This window comes from Arenibaculum pallidiluteum (genome assembly GCF_017355985.1).
Taxonomy (GTDB): domain Bacteria; phylum Pseudomonadota; class Alphaproteobacteria; order Azospirillales; family Azospirillaceae; genus Arenibaculum; species Arenibaculum pallidiluteum.
In genome coordinates this window covers 151,329-174,313 of sequence record NZ_JAFIQU010000009.1, presented here as the reverse complement: position 1 = coordinate 174,313, position 22,985 = coordinate 151,329, and the positions used below count along the sequence as shown (strand labels likewise).

Genomic DNA, 22,985 nt, shown 5'->3' with positions numbered 1-22,985 from the left:
CCCCGTGAGCAGGATTCTCGGCTATCGCCTCTTCCAAGCCCTGCTGGTTGCCGTGACGGTCGGCTTGCTGACCTTCGTCATGGTGCGATCCCTGCCCGGCGACATGGCCTATCGCATCGCGGCCGGGCGCTATGGGTACGATATGGTCAGCTCGGACGCCGCGAACGCAGTGCGGGCGGAGCTCGGCCTCGGCGGGGGCGGGGCGGCCGCCCTGGCCCTGTGGTTCCTGGATCTCTTCCGGCTGGATTTCGGCGAATCCGTCATCTCGGGCCGCCCGGTCCTGGAGGAGATCCGTCACCAGCTCGGCCACACGGTCGGGCTTTCCGTGGCGGCGATCCTGCTCTCGGTCCTGCTGGGCCCGCCGCTCGGCATCGCGGCGGGCCTGCGCCCCGGGGGCGCCCTGGACAGGGGCCTGCTCGTCGCAGCAAGCATGCTTCGCGCGCTGCCCCATTTCGTCGTGGGGCTGATCCTCATCATGCTGGTCTCGGCGGGCCTGGGCATTCTTCCGGCCGCGGGCCACGGGGGAACCGAGAACCTCGTCCTGCCGGCCCTGACGCTCGCACTTGGGCTGGGTGCGGTGTCGGCTCGCGTCGCCCGGGACGCCATGGTGCAGGTCGCGGCGTCTCCCTACTACGCCTTCGGCCGCGTCAAGGGCCTGTCCGAGGCACGGGTGTTCCTCCGGCACGGACTGCGCAATGTCAGCGTGCCGGTCGTCACCTATCTCGGCGTCCAGTTCGTCGGTCTCATCGAGGGCGTCGTGGTGGTGGAGAGCCTCTTCGCCTGGCCCGGAATCGGCCATGCGCTGGTCCACGCCATCTTCAGCCGCGACGTTCCGGTGATCCAGGGCACGGCCCTGGTGATGGGAATGATGTTCGTCCTCCTCAACGCGGCAGTCGATCTCGCCTGCCTGTGGCTCGATCCCCGGAAGCAGGCGTCATGATCGCATCCACCATCCCCGGTCCCGCTCCCAGCCCAGCCCCCGTTCCCATGCGGACCCGCATCCCGAGGCAGCGCCTGATCGGCGTCGCGATCCTGTCGGGCGTCGTCGCCTTCGCGGTTCTGACGCCGATCCTCTGGCCTGCCGATCCGGCGCGGCAGAGCCTCAGGCACGCTCTCGTCGCGCCGGGCTGGAGCGAGCCGCTGGGCACCGATCATCTCGGCCGCTCGATGCTCGCCCGGCTCTCGGCCGCGCTGAGGCTCTCGCTCTCCCTCGCGCTGCTGAGCGTCGCGACGGCAGCGGTGCCAGGCGTCGTGCTCGGAATCCTGGCCGCCTGGAAGGGCGGGCTGGTCGACCGCTCGCTTTCGCTCCTCGGCGACGTGTTCATGGCCCTGCCGGGCCTTCTGCTGGTGCTGATGCTGGCGGCCATCGCGCCGAACGCGCCATGGGCCCTCTATGTCGGAATCTCGCTGGTGCTGTGGATCGAGTACTTCCGCCTGACGCGCGCGACGACGCGCACGCTGATCGCGTCCCCGGCAGTCCAGGCATCGCGTCTCCTGGGAATGGGACCGGCCTATATCGTGCGCCGGCACCTGTGGCCCGAGATCGCGCCGATGATCCTGACTGTCGGCGCGTTCGGCGCCGCAGGGGCGATCATGGCCATCGCCGCCCTCGGCTTCGTCAGCGTCGGCGTCAGGCCGCCGACACCGGAGCTTGGACTGATGATGGTCGAGCTGCTGCCGTACTACGAGGAGGCGCCCTTCGCCATCCTCCAGCCGATCGTCGCCATCTTCCTGCTGGTCCTCGGCCTGAACCTCGTCGCCGGGAGGGACAGGATTTGAACGCGCTTCTGGTTGCCGAGGATGTCGCCGTGTTCTCCGGCGAAAGGCTGGTCCAGCCGACAACGCTGTCGCTGCTTCCGGGGCGGCCGCTGACGATCCTGGGAGAATCCGGGTCCGGCAAGAGCCTGCTCGCCCAGGCGATCATGGGGACGCTTCCCAGGGGCCTGCGGGCCGAGGGCGTGGCGACCATCGACGGGCGGCGCCTGCCGCTCTCGTCCGGGGCAGGGCACCGTCCCCTCTGGGGCCGGATTCTCGGCCTGCTGCCGCAGGAGCCATGGCTGGCGCTGGATCCGACCATGGGGGCCCGCGCGCAGGTCGCGGAGGGCTACCGCCATGTCCGGGGGCTCGATGCGCGGGACGCGCGGCGGCGGGCGCAGGCGGATCTCGATAGCCTTGGCCTGGCTATGGCGGGATCGAAGCTCCCATCCGAGCTCTCGGGCGGAATGGCGCAGCGGGTCGCCTTCGCCGCGGCGCGGGCGGGCGGGGCCAGGATCCTGATCGCCGACGAGCCGACGAAAGGGCTGGACGTCATGCGTCGCGACGACGTCGCAGCCCTCCTGATGCGCGAGGTCGGGGAAGGCGCGGGCCTGCTGACGATCACCCATGACCTTGCCCTGGCGCGCCGGCTGGGCGGCGAGGTCGCGGTGATGCTCGACGGCGTGATCGTCGAGCGGGGGCCGACCGAGAAGGTCCTCACGAACCCCGGGCACGAATACACCCGGCGCCTGATCGCGGCCGATCCAGCGGTCTGGTCCGGGCGCCCGGGCGCGCCGGCGGCCGGAGCCGCGGTCCTGGAAGCGGCGCGGCTCGGCAAGACCCGCGGGGGCCATCGCCTCTTCGCGGATCGCGACTTCAGCATCGCCCGGGGGGAGATCGTGGGGATCACGGGGCCCAGCGGGTCCGGGAAGAGCACCTTCGGTGACGTCCTCCTGGGCCTGATCGAGCCCGATGTGGGCTTCGTGCGGCGGGCCGCAGGCATCGCGCCGGTCCGCTACCAGAAGATCTACCAGGACCCGCCCTCGGCCTTCCCGCCGCGCGTCACGCTGCGCCGGGCCATCGACGATCTCGTCCGCCGGCACGGCCTGGATGCCGGCCGCATCGCGCCGCTCCTGGACCGGCTGCGCCTGTCGGCAGCGCTGCTCGACCGGCGGCCGAGCGAGGTCTCGGGCGGCGAGCTTCAGCGGCTTGCCCTGCTGCGGGTCCTGCTTCTCGACCCCGCCTTCCTGTTCGCGGACGAGCCAACCTCGCGGCTGGACCTGATCACCCAGCAGGAGATCGTCGAGCTGCTGGCGGAAGTCGCGCGCGAGCGCGACTGCGCCGTCCTGCTCGTCAGCCACGACACGGAGCTGGTCGAGAAGGTCTGCCACCGGCGGATCCGGCTTGGTGAGGAGGCGCCAGGCTGATGCCCCTGGGGTGTGTCCAGGCTGGCACGGGCATTGCTTTCCTTCGGTTGCGTCTCCCAGGAGGAAGCCTCATGTCCATCGCCACCAGCATCCCGAACACCAGCGAGGCCACCGCCGCACGCGGCGCCGGCAACGGCCAGGTGATGGCGGCGCTCAGGCAGGCGAGCCAGCGGACCGGGGCCGATTTTTCCTACCTCGTGGCAAAATGTGCCCAGGAGAGCAGCTTCAACCCGGAAGCCAAGGCCAGCACGAGCAGCGCCACCGGGCTGTTCCAGTTCATCGACGGGACCTGGCTGTCCATGGTCGAGCGCTACGGCGCGAAGCACGGGCTGGGGGCCGAGGCGGCCAGGATCGAGCGCCGGGCCGACGGGTCCGTCACCGTCGCCGATCCCAAGGCGCGGCAGCAGATCCTCGACCTGCGCAAGGACCCGACCGTGTCGGCCCTGATGGCGGGCGAGTACGCGCGCGAGAACAAGATGCACCTCCAGCAGGAAGTCGGCGGCCAGATCGGGTCCACGGACCTCTACATGGCGCATTTCCTGGGGGCGGGCGGGGCCGCGAAGTTCCTTTCGGCGATGCGCGAGAACCCGTCGCGCAAGGCCGCCGCCCTGCTGCCCGAGGCGGCCTCGGCGAACCGCGCGGTCTTCTACGACGCCTCGGGGCAGGCGCGCTCGCTGGGCGACATCTACGATCGCTTCGCGGCCAAGTTCGAGGGGCGGTCCGATGCCGCGGCGACGCGGATGGCGGCCTCGGGGGTGGGCGAGGGCGCTGCTGGCGGCGGGTTCGAGACCGCGAAGCCGGGGGCCTTCGGCTCCTCGTCCTCGATCGCCGCCTTTCGTGGCGTCACCCAAGCGGCCGGGGAGCCGCTGCCCTACTTCACGGTGATGATGCTGTCCCAGCTCGGCACGCCGGGCGACAAGGCCGCCGACCGGGACGATCCTGCCAGGCTGCCGCAGCAGGCGGCGATGCCGAACCTCGGCGCGGGCTGAGGAATGGCGTCCGGGGCCTTGCCCTGGGCGGCGCCCGGCGCTACGTCCGGGGCATGGAAGACGACCGCCTGCCGACGGAGCTCTGGATCCGTGCCCATCTGCGCCGGCTGACCGCCGACGCGATTCCCGCCTATGTCATGCGCAAGGGCTCGCCCATGGGCGGCACGCTGCTGCTGAAGCTGAACCAGCTCGATCTCGGCTGCCGCGTCCTGACCCAGGCCAGGGACCCCGACGGGCGGCTCGGCTGGCTGGCCGCCAAGTCCGGCGCCTTCATGCCCGAGCCCGATGCGGACGCCTACATCGCGCGGGCCGTGGCCCGCGATCCCGATCTCTGGGTGGTCGAGATCGAGGACCGGCAGGGTCGCCATCCCTTCGAAGGCAAGGTGATGTAGCGGCGCGGAAGTTCCTTCGGCCCATTCTTCCGGCAGAGCAGGCAACGATGTCCCTCTCCGGAGGTTCATGAACCTTCGAGAGCCGTCGCTGCTGGAGGAGAGAATGTCGCACCCTGTCCGTACCGGCTTCGCCGCGGGAATGATCGTTGGGCTGGCCCTGCTTCCCGCTCCCCTGCTGGCGCAGGGACCGAAGGGAAAGGAGCCGGACGTGCCGCCCCCGAAGGTCGAGGTGGCGCCCGACGGCGAGCCCGTGGTGGTGCACGAGGGCGAAGCGTCCTTCTACGGGCCCGGCTTCCACGGCAAGAAGACCGCCACGGGAGAGACCTTCAACCAGAACGGCCTGAGCGCCGCGTCGCGCGAGCTGCCCATGGGGACGAAGGCCACGGTCATCAACAAGGAGAACGGCAAGGAGGTCGAGGTCAAGATCAACGACCACGGCCCCCATGTCGACGGCCGGGTGATCGACCTGTCCAAGGGCGCCGCCAAGCGTCTGGACATGATCGACGACGGCGTCAGCGATGTCCGCGTCGAGCTCAAGCCGTCCGAGCAGCCGACCGAGAAGGCCAAGTCCAAGGTCGAGGAGAAGGCGAACTCCATGGGCGGAGACGCTGCGGACAATGGGGACGTGGCCCAGCGCTAGGGCAGGGCGCCGCGCTGTCCGGGCAGCCGGTCGGGGGCAAGGACGGACGGAAGGGCCGGCGCGTCCCAGGGCGGCGTGGGGCCCAGGCGCGCGGCCAGATGATCGACGAAGCTTCGCAGCTTCAGCGACAGATGGCGGTTCGTCGGATAGAGCGCATGGATCGCGAGATCCGAAGTCCGGTGATCCGGCAGCAGGGCAACCAGGTCGCCGGCCGCGATATGCGGGCCGAACACGAAGCTCGGGCCATACGCGATGCCGCTGCCGCGCAGCGCGGCGGCAAGCAGCATCTGCATGTTGTTCGACGCCATGCGGACCGGCCCATCGACGAGGTGTGACCTGCCCTCGGGGTCGACGAGCGTCCAGTCGGCCACCGAGACGGCGTCGCTGAACGCCAGCCGTGGCATCCGGCGAAGATCCGCCACGGTCCGCAGAGGGCCAGTCCGTTCGAGAAGTCCGCGCGCTGCGTACAGGACCATGCGGCAGGGCGCGAGCCGCCGCGCGACGAAGTCGGAATCGCGCAGCCTGCCGACCCGGATCGCGATATCGACGCCCTCGGCAAGCAGATCGACATAGCGGTCGCTCAGCATGACCTCGAGGGTGACGCCGGGATGCCGCTCCAGGAAGTCGGCCATGACGTCGCTCAGATACATGGTTCCGTAGGTGGTGGGCGCCGCGACGCGGAGGGGGCCGTGGAGGGATTCCTGCGCGTCGGCCGCCTCGCGCCTGGCCTCCTCGTATTCTTCGATGATCCGCTTGCAGCGGGCGTAGTAGGCGCGCCCGGCCTCGGTCAGGACGAGGCTGCGGGTGCTCCGCTGCATCAGCCGGACGTTCAGTTCCGCCTCGATCGCGGCGATGTGCTTCCCGCCCATGGACGCGGAGAGGCCATGCCGCCGCGCGGCCGCGGTCAGGCTTCCTTCCTCTGCCGCCGTGACGAAGACGGACATGCTGGTCAGCCGGTCCATGCCGGGCACTCGATAGCCCGGTTATCAAGTGATGATAGCGGATCCCGGATTATCGACCAGTGGTGGCGAGCCTAGCCTGGAGGCATCGGCGGGTTTCGACCCGTCCCGAGCAGAAGCCGACGACCGCAGGGAGGGAACCATGCAGCACCCCGATACGGATGTGTGCATCGCCGCGATGGAGCTGGCCCGCGAGCACTCGCCGCCATTCCTCTTCAACCATGTCATGCGCACCTTCGCCTTCGGGCGCGACGCCGGTGCGCGTCAGGGCGCCCGGTTCGACGAGGAGATGCTGTTCCTGGGGGCGGTGCTGCACGACCTCGGCCTCGTGGAGAGGTTCATCGCCGAAGACCGCTTCGAGATCGACGGCGCGGACGCGGCCGCCGACTTCCTGTCGAGGCAGGGCTATTCCGACAGGAAGATCGCGGTCATCTGGGACGCGATCGCGCTCCACACCACGCTCGGCGTGCCGCAGCGCAAGCAGCCCGAGATCGCGCTGGTCCAACTCGGCGCCGGCATCGACGTCGGGGGCATCCCGCTCTCGCTCGTGACGCCCGAGACCGTGGGGATCATCCTCGCCGAGTATCCGCGGCTCGGCTTCAAGAAGGCCATGCTGGAGGCCATGGGCGCCGTGATCCGGCGCAAGCCGATGACCGGCGCGTTCAACCTCATGGGCGAGATCGGCCGGGAGCGCGAGAACCTGTCGATACCCGGGATCTGCGACGTCTTCATGCAGGCGGAATTCGACGAGTAGGCCGCCTGCATCGCCGGGTCCTCCCGGCTGGGCTCCCGCCAGCGTCCGTTACGTCCTGCGCCGGTCGAAGGCCTCGGTCATGGCGGTCCACATTGGCTTGCGCCGGAGATCCGCGTCGAGCGGCAGGCCGCGGTTCTCCAGCCCGTCCTCGCGCTGGCGGAACTGGTTGCGGTATTTCGAGTTCAGCAGGCTGTAGCGGTCCGTCAGCCCCCAGGTCAGCACCGCCTCGACCGCGGGGACGCGCAGGACCGTGTCGAGGTACTGGCGTGTGTGGTCGGCGATCAGCCGGTCGCGCGTCGTGATGTCGGTTGCGGGCAGGCCGCGCTCCGACACGTCCAGCTCGGTCACGTAGATCTTCAGGCCGAGATCGGCGACTTCGGACAGGAAGCGGTAGATCCCCTCGGAATCCAGCGGGTAGCGGGCCCAGAGATGGGCCTGGGTTCCCAGCGCGTCGATCGGGACGCCTCGCGCCTTCATGGCGCGCAGCTCGCGCAGGACGATCGCGCGCTTCTCCTCGGCGCCGCGCTCGACATAGTCGAGCGCGTTCTCGTTCAGCGCCAGCGGCGTGCGCGGATCGGCCCGGCGCGCGGCGTCGAAGGCGATGTCGATGTAGTCGCGCTCGAGCACCGAGAAATGCCCGGCCTTGCGGAAGCCGTCCGGCGTGCGGGCCCAGCCCTGCGTGTGGAAGGGCTCGTTCACGACGTCCCAGGAATGCAGCTTCCCGGCGTAATGCGCGGCGGTCCGCGTCACGTGCCGCTCGATCGCATCCCGCAGGCGCCTCGGGTCGCGAATCTGCTCAACCCAGTCCGGCTGGGCATGGCCCTGGACGAGGTGATGGCCACGCATGCGCAGCCCGTTCCGCTGGCACCAGGCCAACAGGGCATCGGGCGCCGAATAGTCGACCCGGCCCTCCTCGGGCTCCACCTGGGTCCACTTCATCTCGCCTTCGGGCACCAGCATGCCGGCCTCGCGCACGAAGGCATCGGCGAAGGCGTCGTCCTTGAACAGCCTCGGGGTCGACCCGCAGGCTCCGTAGACGAGGCCGGCCCGCGCGGCATGGTCCCTGAGCGGCCGCGCGCCGGACGCCTGGACGGCGGGCGCGGCCGCGACGGGCGCGGCGGCCGTGGCCGCGCTCAGCCCGGCTGCGGCCGAGGCGACGAGGAAGGAGCGTCGATCGAGTCCGGTCATGGGGCCGATATGGGGCAGGGCGCCCGAACGGCCCAGGCGGCAATCGGATAGGGCGGCCACCCCCGACGGGCGGCGCCCGTCGGGCGGCCCTGCCCGAGGCGCGCGCCTCAGGGGGGCCCTCCTCAGGGCATCAGGAGCTTGCCAGGGTTCATCAGCCCCGCGGGGTCGATGGCGGCCTTGAGCCTGCGCATCAGCTCGAGCTCCAGCGGGGATTTCACGCGCGCCAGCTCGGCCGTCTTGAAGGTACCGATCCCGTGCTCGGCGCTGATCGACCCGCCGAGCTCCAGCACCAGGTCGTGGACCGCCCGGTTGATCTCGTCCCAGCGGGCGAGATAGGCCGCCGTGTCCGCCCCCTCGGGCTGGGTCAGGTTGAAGTGGATGTTGCCGTCGCCGACATGGCCGAAGGGCACCGGCCGGATCCCGGGCACCAGGGCTTCGACCAGTTCCGTGCCGCGGGCGATGAACTCGGCGACCCTGGAGACCGGGATCGAGATGTCGTGCTTGATCGACCCGCCCTCGTGCTTCTGGGCCTCGACGATCGCCTCGCGGATGAACCACAGGCGCTTGGATTGCTCGTCGCTGGCCGCCAGCACGGCGTCCTCGACCAGGCCGGCCTCGACCGCCTCGCCCAAGGCCGTCTCCAGCGTCTCGCGCAGCGTCTCGTCGTCCGTGCCGCTCGCGACTTCCAGCAGCACGTACCAGGGGTGCCGGCCCTGCAGCGGGTCGATGGTGCCGGTCACGTGCCGCAGGGCGAAGTCGATGCCGTTCCTCGGCATCAGCTCGAAGGCGGTCAGCGCGTCCGAGGTGGCGGCGCGCAGGATCGAGAGCAGCTCGATCGCCGCGTCGGGCGAGGGGACGCCGAGCAGCGCCACCTCGCGCCGGCGCGGACGCGGGAACAGCTTGAGTGTCGCCGCGGTGATCACGCCCAGGGTCCCCTCGGAGCCGATGAAGAGGTCCTTCAGGTCGTAGCCGGTGTTGTTCTTGCGCAGCGCGTTCAGTCCTTCCCAGACCCGCCCGTCGGGCAGCACCACCTCGAGCCCGAGGACGAGGTCGCGCGCATTGCCGTAGCGGATCGTCAGGATGCCGCCGGCATTGCTCGCGAGGTTGCCGCCGATCTGGCAGCTTCCCTCGGCCCCGAGGCTCAGCGGGAACAGCCGGTCGACCGAGGCCGCGGCCTCCTGCACCTGCTGCAGCACGCAGCCGGCCTCCACCGTCACGGTGAAGTCCAGCGGGTCCATCCTGCGGATCCTGTTCATGCGCGACAGGCTCAGCACCAGCTCGGTGCCGGCATCGGGAATCGAGCCGCCGACCAGCCCCGTGTTGCCGCCCTGGGGCACGATGGGGATCCCGGCCTCGGCGCAGGTGGCGACGGTGAAGGCGACCTCCTCTGTGCTCGCCGGGCGCGCCACGGCGAGCCCGTTCCCGTGCTTGCGCCCGCGCCATTCCATCAGGAACGGCTCCATGTCTTCGGGCGCGGTCAGCAGGCCCGACGGGCCGAGGCGGTCGCGCAGGCGGTCGAGGGCGTCGCGGGGCGTCATGTCGGGGGTCTCGGCTCCGGTTCGGTGCGTGGGGCGGCGGCGCGGCGCAGGCGGTCGTTGATCGCGACGCCCAGGCCGCGCTCCGGGATCGGCATCACGGCGATCGCCGCGTTCTCGGGGCGGTCCAGGCTGCGCAGCATCGCGAACAGGTTGGCGGCCGCCTCTTCCAGGTCGCCCGAGGGGCTCAGGTTCAGCCGCTCGCGCCCGCCGCGCAGGAAGGCATCCGGGCCGAAGGCGAGCAGCGCCTCGTCGGGGCCGACCTGGGCGGCGTCCAGCCGGACCGGCCGGCCCGGCGCGTAGTGGCTGGCGAGCTGCCCGGGCGAGCGTGGCGCGGCGGGATCCTCGGAGGGGACGGAAACGGGGCCGAGCAGCGCCTCGAGCCGCTCGCGGGTAATGCCGCCGGGCCGCAGGATCGCGGGCCGAGCGCCGGACAGGTCGAGCACGGTGGATTCCACCCCGACCTCGCAGCGGCCCGCCGCCAGGATCAGGCCGACGCGGCTGCCCAGCCCCTCGGCCACGTGAAGGGGCGTCGTCGGGCTGACCGAGCCCGAGCGGTTGGCGCTGGGCGCCGCGACGGGGCGGCCCGCCGCGCGCAGCAGGGCCCGGGCGACGGGATGCGCGGGGATGCGGACCGCGATCGTGTCCAACCCCGCGCTGACCAGGAGCGACACCGGGCAGCCGGGCCGGCGCGGAAGGACGAGGGTCAGCGGGCCCGGCCAGAACGCCTCGGCGACGTCGCGCGAGCGATCGCCGAAGAGCACGATCTCCTCGGCGGCGGCCGTGTCCGGGACGTGCACGATCAGCGGGTTGAAGCTGGGGCGGCCCTTGGCCGCGAAGATGGCGGCGACGGCCCGGTCGCTCGTGGCGTCGGCGCCGAGGCCGTAGACGGTCTCGGTCGGGAAGGCGACGAGGCCGCCCGCCCGGATCAGCTCGGCGGCGCGGCCGATCGCCGCGTCGGACGGGTGCAGCAGCGCGGGACCCTCGGCGGAGCCGGGGGCGGGGACGGCTCCAGGCGCGGGGCCAGACACGGGGCTGGTATCGGGCTCGTCGGACATCGCGCCCTTTTAGACGCTTCGGCGCCGCGGGGGAAGCCGACACGGGCCGCGGAGGGGGCTATCGCGCAGGCTGCGGACGGCCGCCGGCCGCTGGTCGAAATCCTTGCCTTTGCTGCACCGCGAGGCACACTCGTCGCGGCGGGGCGGCGAAGAGCGAGGCGGAACATGACGGGCAAGGTGATCACGGTGGCGCAGCAGAAGGGCGGCGCCGGCAAGACCACGCTGGTGGCCCATCTCGCCATCGCTTGGCACGAGGCCGGTCGCAGCGTCGCCGTGGTCGACATCGACCCGCAGGCGAGCCTGACCCGCTGGTTCGAGGCGCGGAACGCGGCGCTGGACGGCGCCGCGGGGATAGAGCACGTCCAGATCACCGGCTGGCGTGCCCAGCGCGAGGTCGAGCGCCTCGCGCGCAACCACGACATCGTGGTGGTCGACAGCCCGCCGCACATGGAGATCGAGGCACGCGTCGCCGTGCGCTCGGCCGACCTGGTCGTGGTGCCCGTTCAGCCGAGCCCAATGGACCTCTGGGCGACCGAGCCGACGTTGAAGCTCGCCAGGGACGAAAAGGTCAGGGTCCTGCTGGTGGTCAACCGCGTGCCGCCGCGCGCCAAGCTCGCCGATACCCTGATCGACCGCATCCAGGAGCTCGGGGCCGATGTCGCCCGCACTCATGTCGGCAACCGGGTCCAGTTCGCCGCCGCCCTGCTGGACGGGCGCAGCGTCACCGAGACCGCCCGCCGGACCCGCGCCGCCGAGGAGGTCCAGGAGCTGGCGGCGGAGATCCTGGAGCGCATCGGCGGCTGACCGGCGCAGCCTGGGAAGCCGCGTGGCGAGCCGCGCCGCCGGCCGGTGTGCGGCGCAGCAATCTCGCGACGTTTGTCTAGACAATTGAATCCTGTTGTGGTGGCATCGCAGCAAAGCCAACCAATGAACAGGGAGTAGGAAGATGAAGGCGATACCGTTGCTTGCCCTCGCGGCGTTCCTGGCCGGCGCGGCGCCTGCCGTCGCGCAGGAGACGACCGTCGCGATCGGCTATTCCGGCTGGACGGGCTTCGCGCCGCTGACGCTGGCCAAGGAGGCCGGGATCTTCAAGAAGAACGGCCTGGACGTCACCCTCAAGAAGATCCCGCAGGCGAGCCGCCATCTTGCCATCGCCTCGGGCGACATCCAGTGCGCCGCGACCACCGTCGAGACGTGGGTGGTGTGGAACGCCAACGGCGTCGCGACCAAGCAGATCTTCCAGCTCGACAAGTCCTACGGCGCCGACGGCATGGTCGTGCGCAACGACATCGCCTCGATCAAGGACCTGAAGGGCAAGACCGTGGCGGCCTCGGCCCCCGGCACCGCGCCCTACTTCACCCTCGCCTGGTTCCTGAAGAAGAACGGGCTCTCGGTGAAGGACGTCACGGTGGTGAACCTGGAGCCCGGCCCCGCCGCCCAGGCCTTCATCGCGGGCCAGAACGACGCCGCCATGACCTACGAGCCCTACCTGTCCTCGGTGCGCGCGGCGCCCCAGGCCGGCAAGATCGTCGCGACGACGCTCGACTATCCCATGATCATGGACACCTTCGGCTGCACGCCGAAGTTCCTGGAGGAGAACCCGAAGGCCGCGAAGGCTCTCGCCGACAGCTACTTCGAGGCGCTCGACATGATCAAGGCCCAGGAGGCCAAGTCCTACGAGATCATGGGCGCCGACGTGAAGCAGACGGGCGAGCAGTTCGGCGCGTCGGCCAAGTTCCTGCGCTGGCAGGACCGCGAGGCGAACGCCAAGTTCTTCGCCGGCGACCTGCAGGCTTTCTCCGCGGAGGCGGCCGACCTGCTGCTGGAGATCGGGATCATCAAGCAGAAGCCCGATCTCGCCACCATCATCGACAACCGCTTCATCAAGTGACGGGCCGGGAGGGGCGGCGACGCCCCTCCATCTCCGCCGGGACATGGCGTCCCGGCCGTCCGGCCCCGGGACCTGCCATGCCCATGCTCCGTCCGCTCGAACCCGTCGGCCGAGGTCCCCGCCTCGTGCTCGGGGTCTCGTTCTTCGTGCTCTTCGTCGCCGTCTGGGCCTTTGCGACCCTCGGCGGCTACGTCTCCAGGACTTTCCTGGCCGATCCCCTCACCATGGTGCAGGACGGCTGGCTGCTGCTGACCCGCTTCGGCTTCCTCGGCGATATCGGGGTGACGGTCTGGCGCGTGCTCGGCGGCTTCGTGCTGGCAGCCGTGGTGGCGGTGCCCCTCGGCATCCTGATGGGGGCCTACAAGCCCGTCGAGGCCTTCCTCGAGCCCTTCGTCTCCTTCGCGCGCTACCTGCCGGCCTCGGCCTTCGTGCCGCTGCTGATCCTGTGGGCCGGCATCGGCGAGACGCAGAAGCTGCTGGTGATCTTCATCGGCTCCGTCTTCCAGATCGTGCTGATGGTGGCGGTCGCCGTCGGCCAGACCCGGCGCGACCTCGTCGAGGCCGCCTACACGCTGGGCGCCACGGACCGCGGCGTGGTGCGCCGGGTGCTGATCCCCGCCAACGCGCCCGAGATCGCGGAGATACTGCGCCTCGTGCTCGGCTGGGCCTGGACCTACGTGATCGTGGCCGAATTCATCGGCTCGTCCTCGGGCATCGGCCACATGATCATCGAAAGCCAGGCGCTGCTCGCGACCGGGCAGATCATCTTCGGCATCATCGTGATCGGGCTGATCGGCCTGGTCTCCGACTTCGCGTTCAAGGCGCTGAACCGGGCGCTGTTCCGCTGGAGGCTGGCATGAGCCAGGCCAAGCTCCTGGTCGAGGGCGTCTCGCGCGTCTTCCCCGCCGCCCGCGGCGGCAAGCCGACCCGCGCGCTGGAGCCCGTCGACCTGCAGGTCGGGGCCAACGACTTCATCACCATCCTGGGCCCCTCGGGCTGCGGGAAGTCGACGCTGCTGCGGATCGTCGCCGGCCTCGACCGGCCGAGCAGCGGGCGGGTGCTGCTGGACGGGCGCCCGGTCGCGGGGCCGGGCCCCGACCGCGGCGTGGTCTTCCAGTCCTACACGCTGTTCCCGTGGCTGACCGTCGCGGAGAACATCGAGTTCGGCCTGCGCGAGAAGGGCATGCCCGCCGCAGAGCGCCGCGGGATCGTCGAGGCCTATCTGGACAAGGTCGGCCTGCGCGGCTTCGAGGGGCACTATCCGCGCCAGCTCTCGGGCGGGATGCAGCAGCGCACGGCGATCGCCCGGGCGCTCGCCAACGACCCCGAGATCCTGCTGCTGGACGAGCCCTTCGGCGCGCTCGACAACCAGACGCGCGCCCTGATGCAGGAGCTGCTGCTGGGCATCTGGGAGCGCGAGGCCAAGACGGTGCTGTTCGTGACCCACGACATCGAGGAGGCGATCTTCATGGCCTCGCGCGTCGTGGTGATGACGGCGCGCCCGGGCCGCATCAAGGCCGACGTCCGCGTCGACCTTCCGCATCCCCGCCACTACACCATCAAGACCTCGCCGGAGTTCTCGGCGCTCAAGGCCCAGCTCACCGAGGAGATCAGGGCCGAGGCCGTGCTGGCCGCAGCCGAGCACTGAGCCCCCTGCCTCAGGCCGAAGCGCGTTTCAGACACGGCGCTTCGGCTCGACCACCACGTTGGGCGGCGCCTCGGCCATACCTTCCGCGTGGGGGCCGTCTGCGGTGCCGCCATTCGCGGCCTCGCCCTCCACGGCCTGCCTGAGCGCGCCCTGGGCCACCGCCTCGGCCGTCGCCGCCCGTCCCGGGAGCGCCACGCGCCGGGTGCCGGCGCGGGCGAAGCGGCCGCGCCCCGCCGCCATCTCGGCCGCGACGGTCTCGGCAGTGCGCGGCGGCACGAGGCCCAGCCGCGCCGCATGCTCGGCCATGGCCGCGCTGTCCGAGGCCAGGACCAGGCTGCTGCCCGACTGCGCGACCGCCATGGCGAGCTGCTCGATCTCACCGATGCGGGCGGGATCGCGCGAGACGTTGCGGATCATGACCGTGAGCACCCGGCCGGGATTCTCGTCGACGATTCGCCGGTAGATCTCGGGGTCGTGCTGGCCGCTGTCGCCGATCAGGACGAAGGGCCGGTCGCGGTAGAGGTCGAGCATGGCCCGGATCAGGACGTCCTTGTGGTCCTCGGCCCGGCGCGGCAGGGGCGAGCGCCAGGACAGGCCCCATTCCCGCAGGAACAGGATCGGGCCGATCGGGACGTCGTGGATGCGGAAGAAGGCATCCAGCACGTCGTAGATGCCCCAGGGCGCGCGCGATACATAGAGCAGGGGGTTGCCCTCGGCGCCGCCGGCCCCGGCGTGGAGCGCGCGGTACAGCGCCGGCACGCCGGGAAAGGGCATGCGGGTCTCGGCGCCCTCGACGAACAGGCGCCACAGCATGCCGAGCTTGCTGGCGACGCCGGTCACCATCAGCGTGTCGTCGATGTCGCTGATGACGACGAAGCGGGACGTCTCGGGCGGCACGTAGATCTGGCCCTCGGCCTGGACCGGCCGCTCGCCCTCGAGCTCCAGCGCCATGGCATGCCAGGCGCGATCCGCGGGCGGCGGCTCCCGCGGCTCCAGATGGATCCTGAAATAGCCCTCGGCATCGGTCTCGGCCCGGCACTCCGCGCCGAGGAAGCGGGCGCGGACGGTCGCGCCCGCCACCGCCCGGCGCGCGATGCGGCGTCCGATGTCGCGCAGATGGGCTGCCACGTCATCGCGCGGCGGCTCGCCGTGGGGTGCGGCCGTGGGAGCGGACTGCAGGAAGGCCCGCCCGATCAGGAAGGCCTCGCGCCGAGACCCGTAGCCGCGATAGGGCTGCAGCACGATGCCGCCGCGGCCCTGCGCCGTGCGCACGGGGCGTGCCGCCAGGGCCAGGAGCCTGGTCGCCGCGTTGCGCCATGTCGTCGTCCTGCCGCCGCGGGTCATGCCCTGCGCGCCCCTGGTCCCACTGCCCATCGCAGCCGGATCCATCGAAATCGGATCCGCCGAATCCGGCCTGCCAGCCTCAATGGCCAGCGGCGCAAAAGATCCTCCTTCGCCATGCGATTTGCCGGGACGGCCGCTGTTGACGGGCTATCACGCAGCCACCGGCGGAGGGAGACATGGAGAACCCCGAATCGGAGAGGGCCGAACCGGGCGGGCGCGGCGCGGACCAGCCCGCGGACCCGAACCTCCGAAGCCCCGAGGATGCCGGGCTGACCGGCGGCGCAGGGCAGAAGGCCATTCCGGACGCCGAGGCGGCCTCCTCCGCAGCGCCGGCTGGCGCCGAAGGGGCGGGGCAGGACGGGCGCCAGAACGGCGGCTGATCGGCCGCCGGCAAGGATTTCCGCCGCAGGGGCGGTCCTGGCAGCCATGCGCATGCCGGATGTGACATCGCGTCGCGCTTTCGCTAGTCCCTTAGGGTCCCGCCAACTGTGCGGCGGGCGAACGGCATCGAAGAAGCATGAAGAACAAGGAAGGGACCAGCATGGAGAGACGCTCGTTCATTAAGACCGCCGGCCTGGGCGCGATCGCCACCGCGGGCGCCGGCACCGTCGCGGCCCCCGCGATCGCGCAGAGCGCTCCCGAGATCCAATGGCGGCTGGCCTCGAGCTTCCCCAAGAGCCTCGACACGATCTACGGCGGCGCCGACACGATCGCGCGCCACGTGGCCGAGGCGACCGACGGCAAGTTCCAGATCCGACCCTATGCCGCTGGCGAGATCGTCCCCGGCCTGCAGGTGCTCGACGCGGTCCAGAACGGGACGATCCAGGCCGGGCACACGGCCAGCTACTACTACGTCGGCAAGGACCCGACCTTCGCCTTCGACGCGACGGTGCCGTTCGGGATGAACACCCGCCAGCTCATGGCCTGGATGTATGGTGGTGGCGGCATCGATGCGATGCGCGACTTCTTCAAGGACTACAACATCGTCCAGTTCCCCGCGGGCCATACGGGGACGCAGATGGGCGGCTGGTTCCGCAAGGAGATCAAGACGGTCGCCGACCTGTCGGGCGTGAAGATGCGCATCGCCGGCATCGCCGGGCAGATCCTCTCCAAGCTCGGCGTGGTGCCGCAGCAGATCGCGGGCGGCGACATCTATCCCGCGCTGGAGAAGGGCACGATCGACGCGGCCGAGTGGATCGGCCCCTATGACGACGAGAAGCTCGGCTTCAACAAGGTCGCCCAGTACTACTACTATCCCGGCTTCTGGGAAGGCGGGCTGCAGCTCTCGCTCTACGTGAACAAGCAGGAATGGGAGAAGCTGCCCAAGACCTACCAGGCGATCCTGCGCGATGCCTCGAACGTGGCCACCACGAGCATGCTGGCCAAGTACGACGTCGAGAATCCCAAGGCGCTGAAGCGGCTGGTGGGCGGCGGCGCCCAGCTCCGCCCGTTCCCGCGCGAGGTGATGGAGGCGGCCCACAAGGCGGCCTTCGAGCTCTACGACGAGATCGCCGCCACCAACCCGCGTTTCAAGAAGATCTACGAGGGCTGGAAGCCGTTCCTGGACGAGCAGCACCTCTGGACCCGCGTGGCCGAGTTCACCTACGACCAGTTCGTCCTCGCCGCCAGCGCCCGCCGGCGCTGAGCGCGGACAAGACTACCAGGAGGCCCCGCGGCATGCCGCGGGGCCTTTTTTCTGCTCCGCGTCAGCCCCGGTTGGCCAGCAGGCCCCCGGCCAGGACCCGGAACGCCTCGACGGCCTTCGGCAGGACATCCTGCGGATGGTCGCTGGCCGCGACCCAGAGCGCGGCGTTCAGCGCCGCTCCGGTCAGCAGCCGGGCCGCCGCCTCGGCATCCACAGGCCGGACGGTTCCCTGCGCGATCAGCTCCTCGAGCTTCTGCCGCGTCGTCTGGAGGCAGCTGTCCTGGCTCGGCCAGCGCGAGGGATCGCCCAGGAACGCCGGCCCGTCCAGCAGCACGATGCGCTGGACCTCGGGCTCCAGCGCCATCTCGATATAAGCGGCGCCTTCCGCCAGCAGCCCCTCCCAGTCGTTCTTCGCTTGGTTGCCGATCGCGAGCGCGCGTGCCGCCATCTCGGCGTCGATCTGGTTGACCACCGCCTGCAGCAGCCCGCGCTTATCGCCGAAGTTGTGGTAGAGCGCCCCGCGCGTCAGCCCGGCCTCGGCCGTCAGCTCGTCCATCGATGCGGCGGCATAGCCCTTCTCGGCGAAGGCCCGGCGCGCCGCCTTGATCAGCTTGGCGCGGGTCTCCTCCATCATCTCGGAACGTCGCTTCCCGGCCACAGCCCTCTCCCCCCATCGGACATACGCATCGTATGTGAGTTGACATACGCGGCGTATCTGTGATGTGGTTCACATACGGTGCGTATATCAATTCGCGCGGCAACCGTGAAGCCCGAAGCTGGACGTGCCTGCCCATACCGACGGGCCGGCGTGGTCCTCCCGCGAACCATCCACCAATCACCCATCAGCGACGAGGAAGACGACGATGCCCCAACGCGAAGCCATCGTTCCCGCCAACCGCCACGCGCTCTACGAGAAGCACCGCTACTCGGCGGCGATCCGCTCTGGCGACCTGCTGTTCGTCTCGGGCCAGGTCGGCAGCCGCCCGGACGGCTCGCCCGAACCCGACTTCGGAAAGCAGGTGCAGCTGGCCTTCGACAATCTCGGAAACGTGCTCAGGGCCGCCGGCTGCACGCTCGATGACGTCGTGGACGTCACGACCTTCCACACGGATCCTGAGGCCCAGCTCGAAACCGTCATGGCGGTGCGCGAGAGGGCCATCGGCGGGCCGCCCTACCCGAACTGGACGGCCGTGGGCGTGAACTGGCTTGCCGGCTTCGATTTCGAGATCAAGGTGATCGCCCGCATACCGCAGGGTGCCTGAGCGGGCTTTGACCGGCTTCGCACAGGTCCTGCTTGCCGGCCTTGATCCCTGGAAGCGCGCTGCTCGGCAGCCACGGACTGACTGGAGTGGGTGAAGGAAACAGCCGCTTTCACCCACCCCTGGTCCGGAAGAACTCGGCGATGGTGGCCGCCGCGCGGTCCAGATGGGCGTGCAGGACGGCCACCGCCGCCGCGACGTCGCGCGCTTCGGCGGCGGCCAGCAGGGCGCGATGCTCGTCCTGGGACAGGTGCTCGCGCCCCTTGGCCGCCAAATGGAAGCGCAGGTAGCGGTCCGCGGCGGCGAGCTGCTGCTCGGTCAGGGCCAGAAGCTTGGCCCGCCCGGCCCGGGAATAGAGCGCCATGTGGAAGCGCCGGTTGAGCTCTCCCAGGGATCCCGGATCGGGATCGGTGTCCATCTCCGCGATCAGGTCGCGGGCGCGGCCGAAATCCTCGGGGCCCAGGGCGGGGATCGACAGGGCCAGGGCTGCCGGCTCCAGCGCGCGGCGGATCGCGTAGTTGTCTGCTGCGTCCTCGGCCGAGATCTCGGTCACCACCGCGCCCTTGTGCGGTACGAAGTCGATCAGCGCCTGGGCCTCGAGCTGCCGCAGCGCCTCGCGCACGGGCATGCGGCTGACGCCGAAGGCCTCCGCCAGCTCCTCCTGGCGCAGGGCCGTGCCGCCGGGTAGCCGCCCTTCGAGGATCGCGGCCTTCAGTGCGGCCTCGACGAATTCCGTGGCGGTGCGATGGCGCCCGCCGGCTGCCGCGACGACCGCCGCAAGCTCCGAGCCGGACCCCTTCTGCCTCTGCGTCTGCATCCGATATCCAGGTGTTGATTGGATCCAATCTCATGGTACCCTGCATGGCCGGCCGGGGCAACGCCCGGCAGCGGCGCAGCGCGGGGAGGACCATCATGGCAGAAGCGGCAGGGGGCGCGACGGCGGGCGTGATGCCGGGCGCAATGGGAGCCGGGGCAATGGCCGGAGCAAGCGTTGGGGCGACGGTGACATCGGATCCGACGGACGAGCGGGAGAGGCCCACGCCGGGCGGATCGCCGGTTCAGCTCCTCTCGGCGGGCCTGCTGGCCGCCGTGGTGGGCTTCGGCAGCTCCTTCGCCATCGTGCTCCAGGGGTTGACCGCCGCTGGGGCCAGCCCGGCCGAGGCGGCGTCGGGCCTCTTCGCGCTCTGCATCGTCATGGGCGGGCTCGCCATTTGGCTCAGCCTGCGCTGGTGCATGCCGGTCAGCATCGCCTGGTCGACCCCGGGCGCGGCGCTGCTCGTCGCGATGGGCGTGCCGGAGGGCGGCTTCCCGGCGGCCGTCGGCGCCTTCCTCGTCGCGGCGGCGCTGGTGGTCGTGGCGGGGTTGTGGCGGCCTTTCGGACGCGCGGTGGCCTCGCTCCCGGTCGCGCTCGCGAACGCCATGCTGGCCGGCGTCCTGCTCGACCTCTGCCTTGCCCCGGTGCGGGCGGTCGCATCCATGCCGGCGATGGCGCTGCCCGTGGTGCTGGTCTGGGCGCTGACCTGGCGCTTCGCCCGTCTCTACGCCGTTCCCGCGGCGGTCGCCGTGGCGGCGGTCATGGTCGTGATGGGCGCGCCCATGCCTGCGGGCGCGCTCGCCGATGCCTGGCCGCATCCGGTCCTGGTGATGCCGGCGTTCACGCTGGAGACGCTGGTGGGCATCGCCCTGCCGCTCTTCATCGTCACCATGGCCTCGCAGAACGTGCCGGGCCTCGCGGTGATGAACGCCAACGGCTACCGACTCGATCCCGGACCGGTCTTCGTCACGACCGGGCTGGCGAGCGGCGCTGCGGCGGCCTTCGGCGGGCATGCCGTGAACCTGGCCGCCATCACCGCGGCCCTCTGCGCGGGGCCCGAGGCGCATCCCGACCCGGCGCGCCGCCATGTCGCCAGCATCACCTGCGGCATCGCCTATCTCGGCTTCGGGCTCTTCGCGGGCTTCGCCGCCGCCTTCATCGCAGCCTCGCCGCCGCTGCTGATCCAGGCGGTGGCCGGGCTCGCCCTGTTCGCGAGCTTCGGGGCCGCCATCTCGGCCGCGCTCGCCCGCGAGGAGGAGCGGCTGCCTGCCGTGCTGACCTTCGTCACCACCGCATCGGGCGTCTCGATGCTGGGCATCGGGCCCGCCTTCTGGGGCCTGCTGGCCGGCGGCGGTCTGATGGCCCTGGCGCGCTACCGCCGGGGCTGAGGGCCCAGACGCGTCCGGATCTGGCGCGTCCGGATCTGGCGCGTCCGGATCAGACGCGCCAGAGGTCGACGACGAATCGCGGCACCACCGGGATCGCGGGCTCGTCCTCCACCAGCCAGGCATCGCCCGCGCGGTCGAGCACCAGCATCAGGTCGCCCTGGCGCTCGATGCGCATCGGCTCGACAGCGTCGATCCGGGCGAGGCGGTGGCGGAAGGCGCCGCGCCGCGTCATCACGTTAAGATCGGTGACGGGTCCGCCCACCGGCTCGCCCTCCACGGGCAGGTCGGCGGGAAATGCCATGGGCGGGGAGGCGAGGTCGAGCCGCACGGTCTCCCGCCCCGCGAAGCGCAGCGCCAGCGTGCCGTCCAGCACGGCGAGCGTGCGATCGATGCCCGGGAAGGCCGAGAAGGGCCCCGGCACCGCCACCGTCGCCATGCTGACCCGCCAGTCGAAGGCGTCCAGCGCCGCGCCCGGCGGGGATATCGCCACCTCCACCGTCTCGCCGCCGCCGTTCTTCCAGGGCATGCGGCGGAACTCGGCCCGGCTGATCCCGCGCATGGGATCAGCCCAGGGCCGGCAGGTTCAGCCCGTGCTCGCGCGCGCAGTCGATCGCGATCTCGTACCCGGCATCGGCATGGCGCATCACGCCGGTCGCGGGGTCGTTCCACAGCACCCGCTCGATCCGCCGGGCCGCCTCGGGCGTGCCGTCGCACACGATCACCATGCCCGAATGCTGGGAATAGCCCATGCCCACGCCGCCGCCATGGTGCAGCGACACCCAGGTCGCGCCCGAGGCGCAGTTCAGCAGCGCGTTCAGCAGCGGCCAGTCCGAAACCGCGTCCGAGCCGTCGCGCATGGCCTCGGTCTCGCGGTTCGGGCTCGCGACCGAGCCGGAATCCAGGTGGTCGCGGCCGATCACGATCGGCGCCTTCAGCTCGCCGCGGGCCACCATCTCGTTGAAGGCGAGGCCCAGACGATGCCGCTGGCCGAGCCCGACCCAGCAGATGCGCGCCGGCAGCCCCTGGAAGGCGATGCGCTGCGCGGCCATGTCGAGCCAGTTGTGCAGGTGCGGATCGTCGGGAATCAGCTCCTTCACCTTGGCGTCGGTGCGCGCGATGTCCTCGGGGTCGCCCGAGAGCGCGGCCCAGCGGAACGGGCCGATGCCGCGGCAGAACAGCGGGCGGATATAGGCCGGGACGAAGCCCGGGAAGGCGAAGGCGTCCTTGACGCCCATGTCCTGCGCCATCTGGCGGATGTTGTTGCCGTAGTCCAGCACCGGCACGCCCTGACGCCAGAAGTCCAGCATCGCCTCGACCTGGGTGGCCATGGAGCGCTTGGCCGCCTCGACGGTCCCCTTGGGGTCGTGGGCGCGCCGCTCCTCCCACTCGGCCAGCGTCCAGCCGGCGGGCAGGTAGCCGTTCAGCGGGTCGTGGGCCGAGGTCTGGTCGGTCACGGCGTCCGGCCGAACGCCGCGGCGGACGAGCTCGGGGAAGATCTCGGCGGCGTTGCCCAGCAGCCCAACCGAGACCGGCTTCCTCTCGCGGCAGGAGCGCTCGATGATCGCCAGCGCCTCGTCCAGATCGGTCGCCTGCATGTCCAGGTAGCGCGTGCGCAGCCGCATCTCGATGCGCGAGGGCTGGCACTCCACCGCCAGCATGGAGGCGCCCGCCATGGTCGCCGCCAGCGGCTGCGCGCCGCCCATGCCCCCGAGGCCGCCGGTCAGGATCCAGCGGCCCGACAGGTCCCCGCCATAGTGGCGCCGGCCGACCTCGGCGAAGGTCTCGTAGGTGCCCTGAACGATGCCCTGGGTCCCGATATAGATCCAGGAGCCGGCCGTCATCTGGCCGTACATCATCAGCCCCTTGCGGTCGAGCTCGTTGAAATGGTCCCAGTTGGCCCAGCCCGGCACCAGGTTGGAATTGGCGATCAGGACCCGCGGCGCGTCGGCATGGGTGCGGAACACGCCCACCGGCTTGCCCGACTGCACCAGCAGCGTCTCGTCGCCTTCCAGCCGGCGCAGGGCGGCGACGATGCGGTCGAAGCTGTCCCAGTCGCGCGCGGCGCGGCCGATGCCGCCATAGACCACCAGCTCCTGCGGGCGCTCCGCGACCTCGGGGTCGAGGTTGTTCATCAGCATGCGCAGCGGCGCCTCGGTCAGCCAGCTCCGGGCCGAGATCTCGGACCCGCGCGGCGCGCGGATGATGCGGGCGTTGTCGAGGCGGGGATTGGCGGTCATGGGGTCCTCGTCTGTCTCGGACGCCTTTGGGGCGTCTGTTTGGCGTCTTCTGGTGCGGGGCT

24 protein-coding genes are annotated in these 22,985 nt (G+C 71.0%); 15 read left to right on the top strand and 9 right to left on the bottom strand.

What is annotated here, in order from left to right:
• Positions 1-4 precede the first annotated feature (4 nt).
• From JUB13_RS18860 to JUB13_RS18835, 6 genes are all read left to right on the top strand, one after another.
• A complete protein-coding gene (locus JUB13_RS18860) occupies positions 5-940 on the top strand; it encodes an ABC transporter permease (protein WP_328702965.1) in 936 nt (311 codons plus the stop codon).
• Complete coding sequence (locus JUB13_RS18855; RefSeq protein WP_236025057.1) at positions 937-1,779, top strand: ABC transporter permease; 843 nt, start codon at positions 937-939, stop codon at positions 1,777-1,779. Before JUB13_RS18860 ends, JUB13_RS18855 begins: the two co-directional genes overlap by 4 nt.
• A complete protein-coding gene (locus JUB13_RS18850) occupies positions 1,776-3,182 on the top strand; it encodes an ABC transporter ATP-binding protein (RefSeq protein WP_207481686.1) in 1,407 nt (468 codons plus the stop codon). The genes JUB13_RS18855 and JUB13_RS18850 overlap by 4 nt, the downstream gene beginning before the upstream one ends.
• A gap of 71 nt (positions 3,183-3,253) precedes the next feature.
• Positions 3,254-4,171 carry a transglycosylase SLT domain-containing protein gene (locus JUB13_RS18845; RefSeq protein WP_207481684.1) on the top strand — a complete coding sequence of 306 codons (918 nt, stop codon included), beginning with the start codon at positions 3,254-3,256 and terminating at the stop codon, positions 4,169-4,171.
• A gap of 53 nt (positions 4,172-4,224) precedes the next feature.
• Complete coding sequence (locus JUB13_RS18840) at positions 4,225-4,563, top strand: DUF1491 family protein (protein WP_207481682.1); 339 nt, start codon at positions 4,225-4,227, stop codon at positions 4,561-4,563.
• Positions 4,564-4,666: 103 nt separating this feature from the next.
• A complete protein-coding gene (locus JUB13_RS18835; protein WP_236025056.1) occupies positions 4,667-5,203 on the top strand; it encodes a septal ring lytic transglycosylase RlpA family protein in 537 nt (178 codons plus the stop codon).
• Here JUB13_RS18835 and JUB13_RS18830 read toward each other — a convergent pair.
• Positions 5,200-6,165 (bottom strand): LysR family transcriptional regulator, encoded by a 966-nt coding sequence (locus JUB13_RS18830; RefSeq protein ID WP_207481680.1) that lies wholly within the window; start codon positions 6,163-6,165, stop codon positions 5,200-5,202. The two genes, JUB13_RS18835 and JUB13_RS18830, sit on opposite strands and share 4 nt — an antisense overlap.
• Before the next feature lie 139 nt (positions 6,166-6,304).
• Between JUB13_RS18830 and JUB13_RS18825 the strand changes: the two genes are divergently transcribed.
• On the top strand, positions 6,305-6,916 hold the full coding sequence (locus tag JUB13_RS18825) for an HD domain-containing protein (protein WP_207481678.1): 612 nt from the start codon (positions 6,305-6,307) through the stop codon (positions 6,914-6,916).
• A 48-nt stretch (positions 6,917-6,964) separates the two neighbouring features.
• Here JUB13_RS18825 and JUB13_RS18820 read toward each other — a convergent pair whose 3' ends face one another.
• The 3 genes from JUB13_RS18820 to JUB13_RS18810 form a co-directional block, all read right to left on the bottom strand.
• Positions 6,965-8,104 carry an endo-1,4-beta-xylanase gene (locus JUB13_RS18820; protein WP_207481677.1) on the bottom strand — a complete coding sequence of 380 codons (1,140 nt, stop codon included), beginning with the start codon at positions 8,102-8,104 and terminating at the stop codon, positions 6,965-6,967.
• Between the two features lie 122 nt (positions 8,105-8,226).
• On the bottom strand, positions 8,227-9,642 hold the full coding sequence (locus tag JUB13_RS18815; protein ID WP_207481675.1) for an FAD-binding oxidoreductase: 1,416 nt from the start codon (positions 9,640-9,642) through the stop codon (positions 8,227-8,229).
• Entirely contained in the window at positions 9,639-10,697 is a 1,059-nt protein-coding gene (locus tag JUB13_RS18810) for an L-threonylcarbamoyladenylate synthase (RefSeq protein ID WP_207481673.1), read from the bottom strand. Before JUB13_RS18810 ends, JUB13_RS18815 begins: the two co-directional genes overlap by 4 nt.
• Before the next feature lie 165 nt (positions 10,698-10,862).
• Here JUB13_RS18810 and parA point away from each other — a divergent pair, with 165 nt between their 5' ends.
• From parA to JUB13_RS18790, 4 genes are all read left to right on the top strand, one after another.
• Complete coding sequence (parA, locus tag JUB13_RS18805; protein WP_207481671.1) at positions 10,863-11,501, top strand: ParA family partition ATPase; 639 nt, start codon at positions 10,863-10,865, stop codon at positions 11,499-11,501.
• 142 nt (positions 11,502-11,643) lie between these two features.
• Entirely contained in the window at positions 11,644-12,588 is a 945-nt protein-coding gene (locus JUB13_RS18800) for an ABC transporter substrate-binding protein (RefSeq protein ID WP_207481669.1), read from the top strand.
• Positions 12,589-12,665: 77 nt separating this feature from the next.
• A complete protein-coding gene (locus tag JUB13_RS18795) occupies positions 12,666-13,448 on the top strand; it encodes an ABC transporter permease (RefSeq protein ID WP_207481667.1) in 783 nt (260 codons plus the stop codon).
• Positions 13,445-14,236: an ABC transporter ATP-binding protein gene (locus tag JUB13_RS18790; protein ID WP_207481666.1), complete on the top strand. Its 792-nt coding sequence runs from the start codon at positions 13,445-13,447 to the stop codon at positions 14,234-14,236. Before JUB13_RS18795 ends, JUB13_RS18790 begins: the two co-directional genes overlap by 4 nt.
• 27 nt (positions 14,237-14,263) lie before the next feature.
• Here the strand turns inward: JUB13_RS18790 and JUB13_RS18785 are convergent, their stop codons facing one another.
• Positions 14,264-15,625 carry an App1 family protein gene (locus JUB13_RS18785; protein ID WP_236025055.1) on the bottom strand — a complete coding sequence of 454 codons (1,362 nt, stop codon included), beginning with the start codon at positions 15,623-15,625 and terminating at the stop codon, positions 14,264-14,266.
• A gap of 131 nt (positions 15,626-15,756) precedes the next feature.
• Here JUB13_RS18785 and JUB13_RS18780 point away from each other — a divergent pair, with 131 nt between their 5' ends.
• Together JUB13_RS18780 and JUB13_RS18775 are read left to right on the top strand one after the other, a co-directional pair.
• On the top strand, positions 15,757-15,960 hold the full coding sequence (locus JUB13_RS18780; RefSeq protein ID WP_207481665.1) for a hypothetical protein: 204 nt from the start codon (positions 15,757-15,759) through the stop codon (positions 15,958-15,960).
• Positions 15,961-16,121: 161 nt separating this feature from the next.
• Complete coding sequence (locus JUB13_RS18775; protein WP_207481733.1) at positions 16,122-17,225, top strand: TRAP transporter substrate-binding protein; 1,104 nt, start codon at positions 16,122-16,124, stop codon at positions 17,223-17,225.
• Positions 17,226-17,286: 61 nt separating this feature from the next.
• Here the strand turns inward: JUB13_RS18775 and JUB13_RS18770 are convergent, their stop codons facing one another.
• Entirely contained in the window at positions 17,287-17,883 is a 597-nt protein-coding gene (locus tag JUB13_RS18770; protein WP_207481664.1) for a TetR/AcrR family transcriptional regulator, read from the bottom strand.
• A 205-nt stretch (positions 17,884-18,088) separates the two neighbouring features.
• Here JUB13_RS18770 and JUB13_RS18765 point away from each other — a divergent pair, with 205 nt between their 5' ends.
• Entirely contained in the window at positions 18,089-18,487 is a 399-nt protein-coding gene (locus JUB13_RS18765; protein WP_207481663.1) for a RidA family protein, read from the top strand.
• A gap of 109 nt (positions 18,488-18,596) precedes the next feature.
• Here JUB13_RS18765 and JUB13_RS18760 read toward each other — a convergent pair whose 3' ends face one another.
• The gene (locus JUB13_RS18760; RefSeq protein ID WP_207481662.1) at positions 18,597-19,301 is read right to left on the bottom strand and encodes a GntR family transcriptional regulator; all 705 of its coding nucleotides are present in this window, start codon (positions 19,299-19,301) and stop codon (positions 18,597-18,599) included.
• A gap of 95 nt (positions 19,302-19,396) precedes the next feature.
• On the opposite strand from JUB13_RS18760, the gene JUB13_RS18755 reads away from it, so the two are divergent.
• The gene (locus tag JUB13_RS18755) at positions 19,397-20,686 is read left to right on the top strand and encodes a benzoate/H(+) symporter BenE family transporter (protein WP_236025054.1); all 1,290 of its coding nucleotides are present in this window, start codon (positions 19,397-19,399) and stop codon (positions 20,684-20,686) included.
• A 49-nt stretch (positions 20,687-20,735) separates the two neighbouring features.
• Here the strand turns inward: JUB13_RS18755 and JUB13_RS18750 are convergent, their stop codons facing one another.
• A complete protein-coding gene (locus tag JUB13_RS18750; protein ID WP_207481661.1) occupies positions 20,736-21,245 on the bottom strand; it encodes a HutD/Ves family protein in 510 nt (169 codons plus the stop codon).
• Between the two features lie 4 nt (positions 21,246-21,249).
• Positions 21,250-22,923 carry a urocanate hydratase gene (gene hutU / locus JUB13_RS18745; RefSeq protein ID WP_207481659.1) on the bottom strand — a complete coding sequence of 558 codons (1,674 nt, stop codon included), beginning with the start codon at positions 22,921-22,923 and terminating at the stop codon, positions 21,250-21,252.
• Positions 22,924-22,985: the final 62 nt, after the last annotated feature.

What these genes read in the sequence shown, in the direction of transcription:
- JUB13_RS18855 (WP_236025057.1), top strand. Translation starts at nt 937, where the DNA reads ATGATCGCATCCACCATCCCCGGTCCCGCTCCCAGCCCAGCCCCCGTT.
- JUB13_RS18845 (WP_207481684.1), top strand. Translation starts at nt 3,254, where the DNA reads ATGTCCATCGCCACCAGCATCCCGAACACCAGCGAGGCCACCGCCGCA.
- JUB13_RS18840 (WP_207481682.1), top strand. Translation starts at nt 4,225, where the DNA reads ATGGAAGACGACCGCCTGCCGACGGAGCTCTGGATCCGTGCCCATCTG.
- JUB13_RS18835 (WP_236025056.1), top strand. Translation starts at nt 4,667, where the DNA reads ATGTCGCACCCTGTCCGTACCGGCTTCGCCGCGGGAATGATCGTTGGG.
- JUB13_RS18830 (WP_207481680.1), bottom strand. Translation starts at nt 6,165, where the DNA reads ATGGACCGGCTGACCAGCATGTCCGTCTTCGTCACGGCGGCAGAGGAA.
- JUB13_RS18825 (WP_207481678.1), top strand. Translation starts at nt 6,305, where the DNA reads ATGCAGCACCCCGATACGGATGTGTGCATCGCCGCGATGGAGCTGGCC.
- JUB13_RS18820 (WP_207481677.1), bottom strand. Translation starts at nt 8,104, where the DNA reads ATGACCGGACTCGATCGACGCTCCTTCCTCGTCGCCTCGGCCGCAGCC.
- JUB13_RS18815 (WP_207481675.1), bottom strand. Translation starts at nt 9,642, where the DNA reads ATGACGCCCCGCGACGCCCTCGACCGCCTGCGCGACCGCCTCGGCCCG.
- JUB13_RS18810 (WP_207481673.1), bottom strand. Translation starts at nt 10,697, where the DNA reads ATGTCCGACGAGCCCGATACCAGCCCCGTGTCTGGCCCCGCGCCTGGA.
- parA (WP_207481671.1), top strand. Translation starts at nt 10,863, where the DNA reads ATGACGGGCAAGGTGATCACGGTGGCGCAGCAGAAGGGCGGCGCCGGC.
- JUB13_RS18800 (WP_207481669.1), top strand. Translation starts at nt 11,644, where the DNA reads ATGAAGGCGATACCGTTGCTTGCCCTCGCGGCGTTCCTGGCCGGCGCG.
- JUB13_RS18795 (WP_207481667.1), top strand. Translation starts at nt 12,666, where the DNA reads ATGCCCATGCTCCGTCCGCTCGAACCCGTCGGCCGAGGTCCCCGCCTC.
- JUB13_RS18790 (WP_207481666.1), top strand. Translation starts at nt 13,445, where the DNA reads ATGAGCCAGGCCAAGCTCCTGGTCGAGGGCGTCTCGCGCGTCTTCCCC.
- JUB13_RS18785 (WP_236025055.1), bottom strand. Translation starts at nt 15,625, where the DNA reads ATGGATCCGGCTGCGATGGGCAGTGGGACCAGGGGCGCGCAGGGCATG.
- JUB13_RS18780 (WP_207481665.1), top strand. Translation starts at nt 15,757, where the DNA reads ATGGAGAACCCCGAATCGGAGAGGGCCGAACCGGGCGGGCGCGGCGCG.
- JUB13_RS18775 (WP_207481733.1), top strand. Translation starts at nt 16,122, where the DNA reads ATGGAGAGACGCTCGTTCATTAAGACCGCCGGCCTGGGCGCGATCGCC.
- JUB13_RS18765 (WP_207481663.1), top strand. Translation starts at nt 18,089, where the DNA reads ATGCCCCAACGCGAAGCCATCGTTCCCGCCAACCGCCACGCGCTCTAC.
- JUB13_RS18760 (WP_207481662.1), bottom strand. Translation starts at nt 19,301, where the DNA reads ATGCAGACGCAGAGGCAGAAGGGGTCCGGCTCGGAGCTTGCGGCGGTC.
- JUB13_RS18755 (WP_236025054.1), top strand. Translation starts at nt 19,397, where the DNA reads ATGGCAGAAGCGGCAGGGGGCGCGACGGCGGGCGTGATGCCGGGCGCA.
- JUB13_RS18750 (WP_207481661.1), bottom strand. Translation starts at nt 21,245, where the DNA reads ATGCGCGGGATCAGCCGGGCCGAGTTCCGCCGCATGCCCTGGAAGAAC.
- hutU (WP_207481659.1), bottom strand. Translation starts at nt 22,923, where the DNA reads ATGACCGCCAATCCCCGCCTCGACAACGCCCGCATCATCCGCGCGCCG.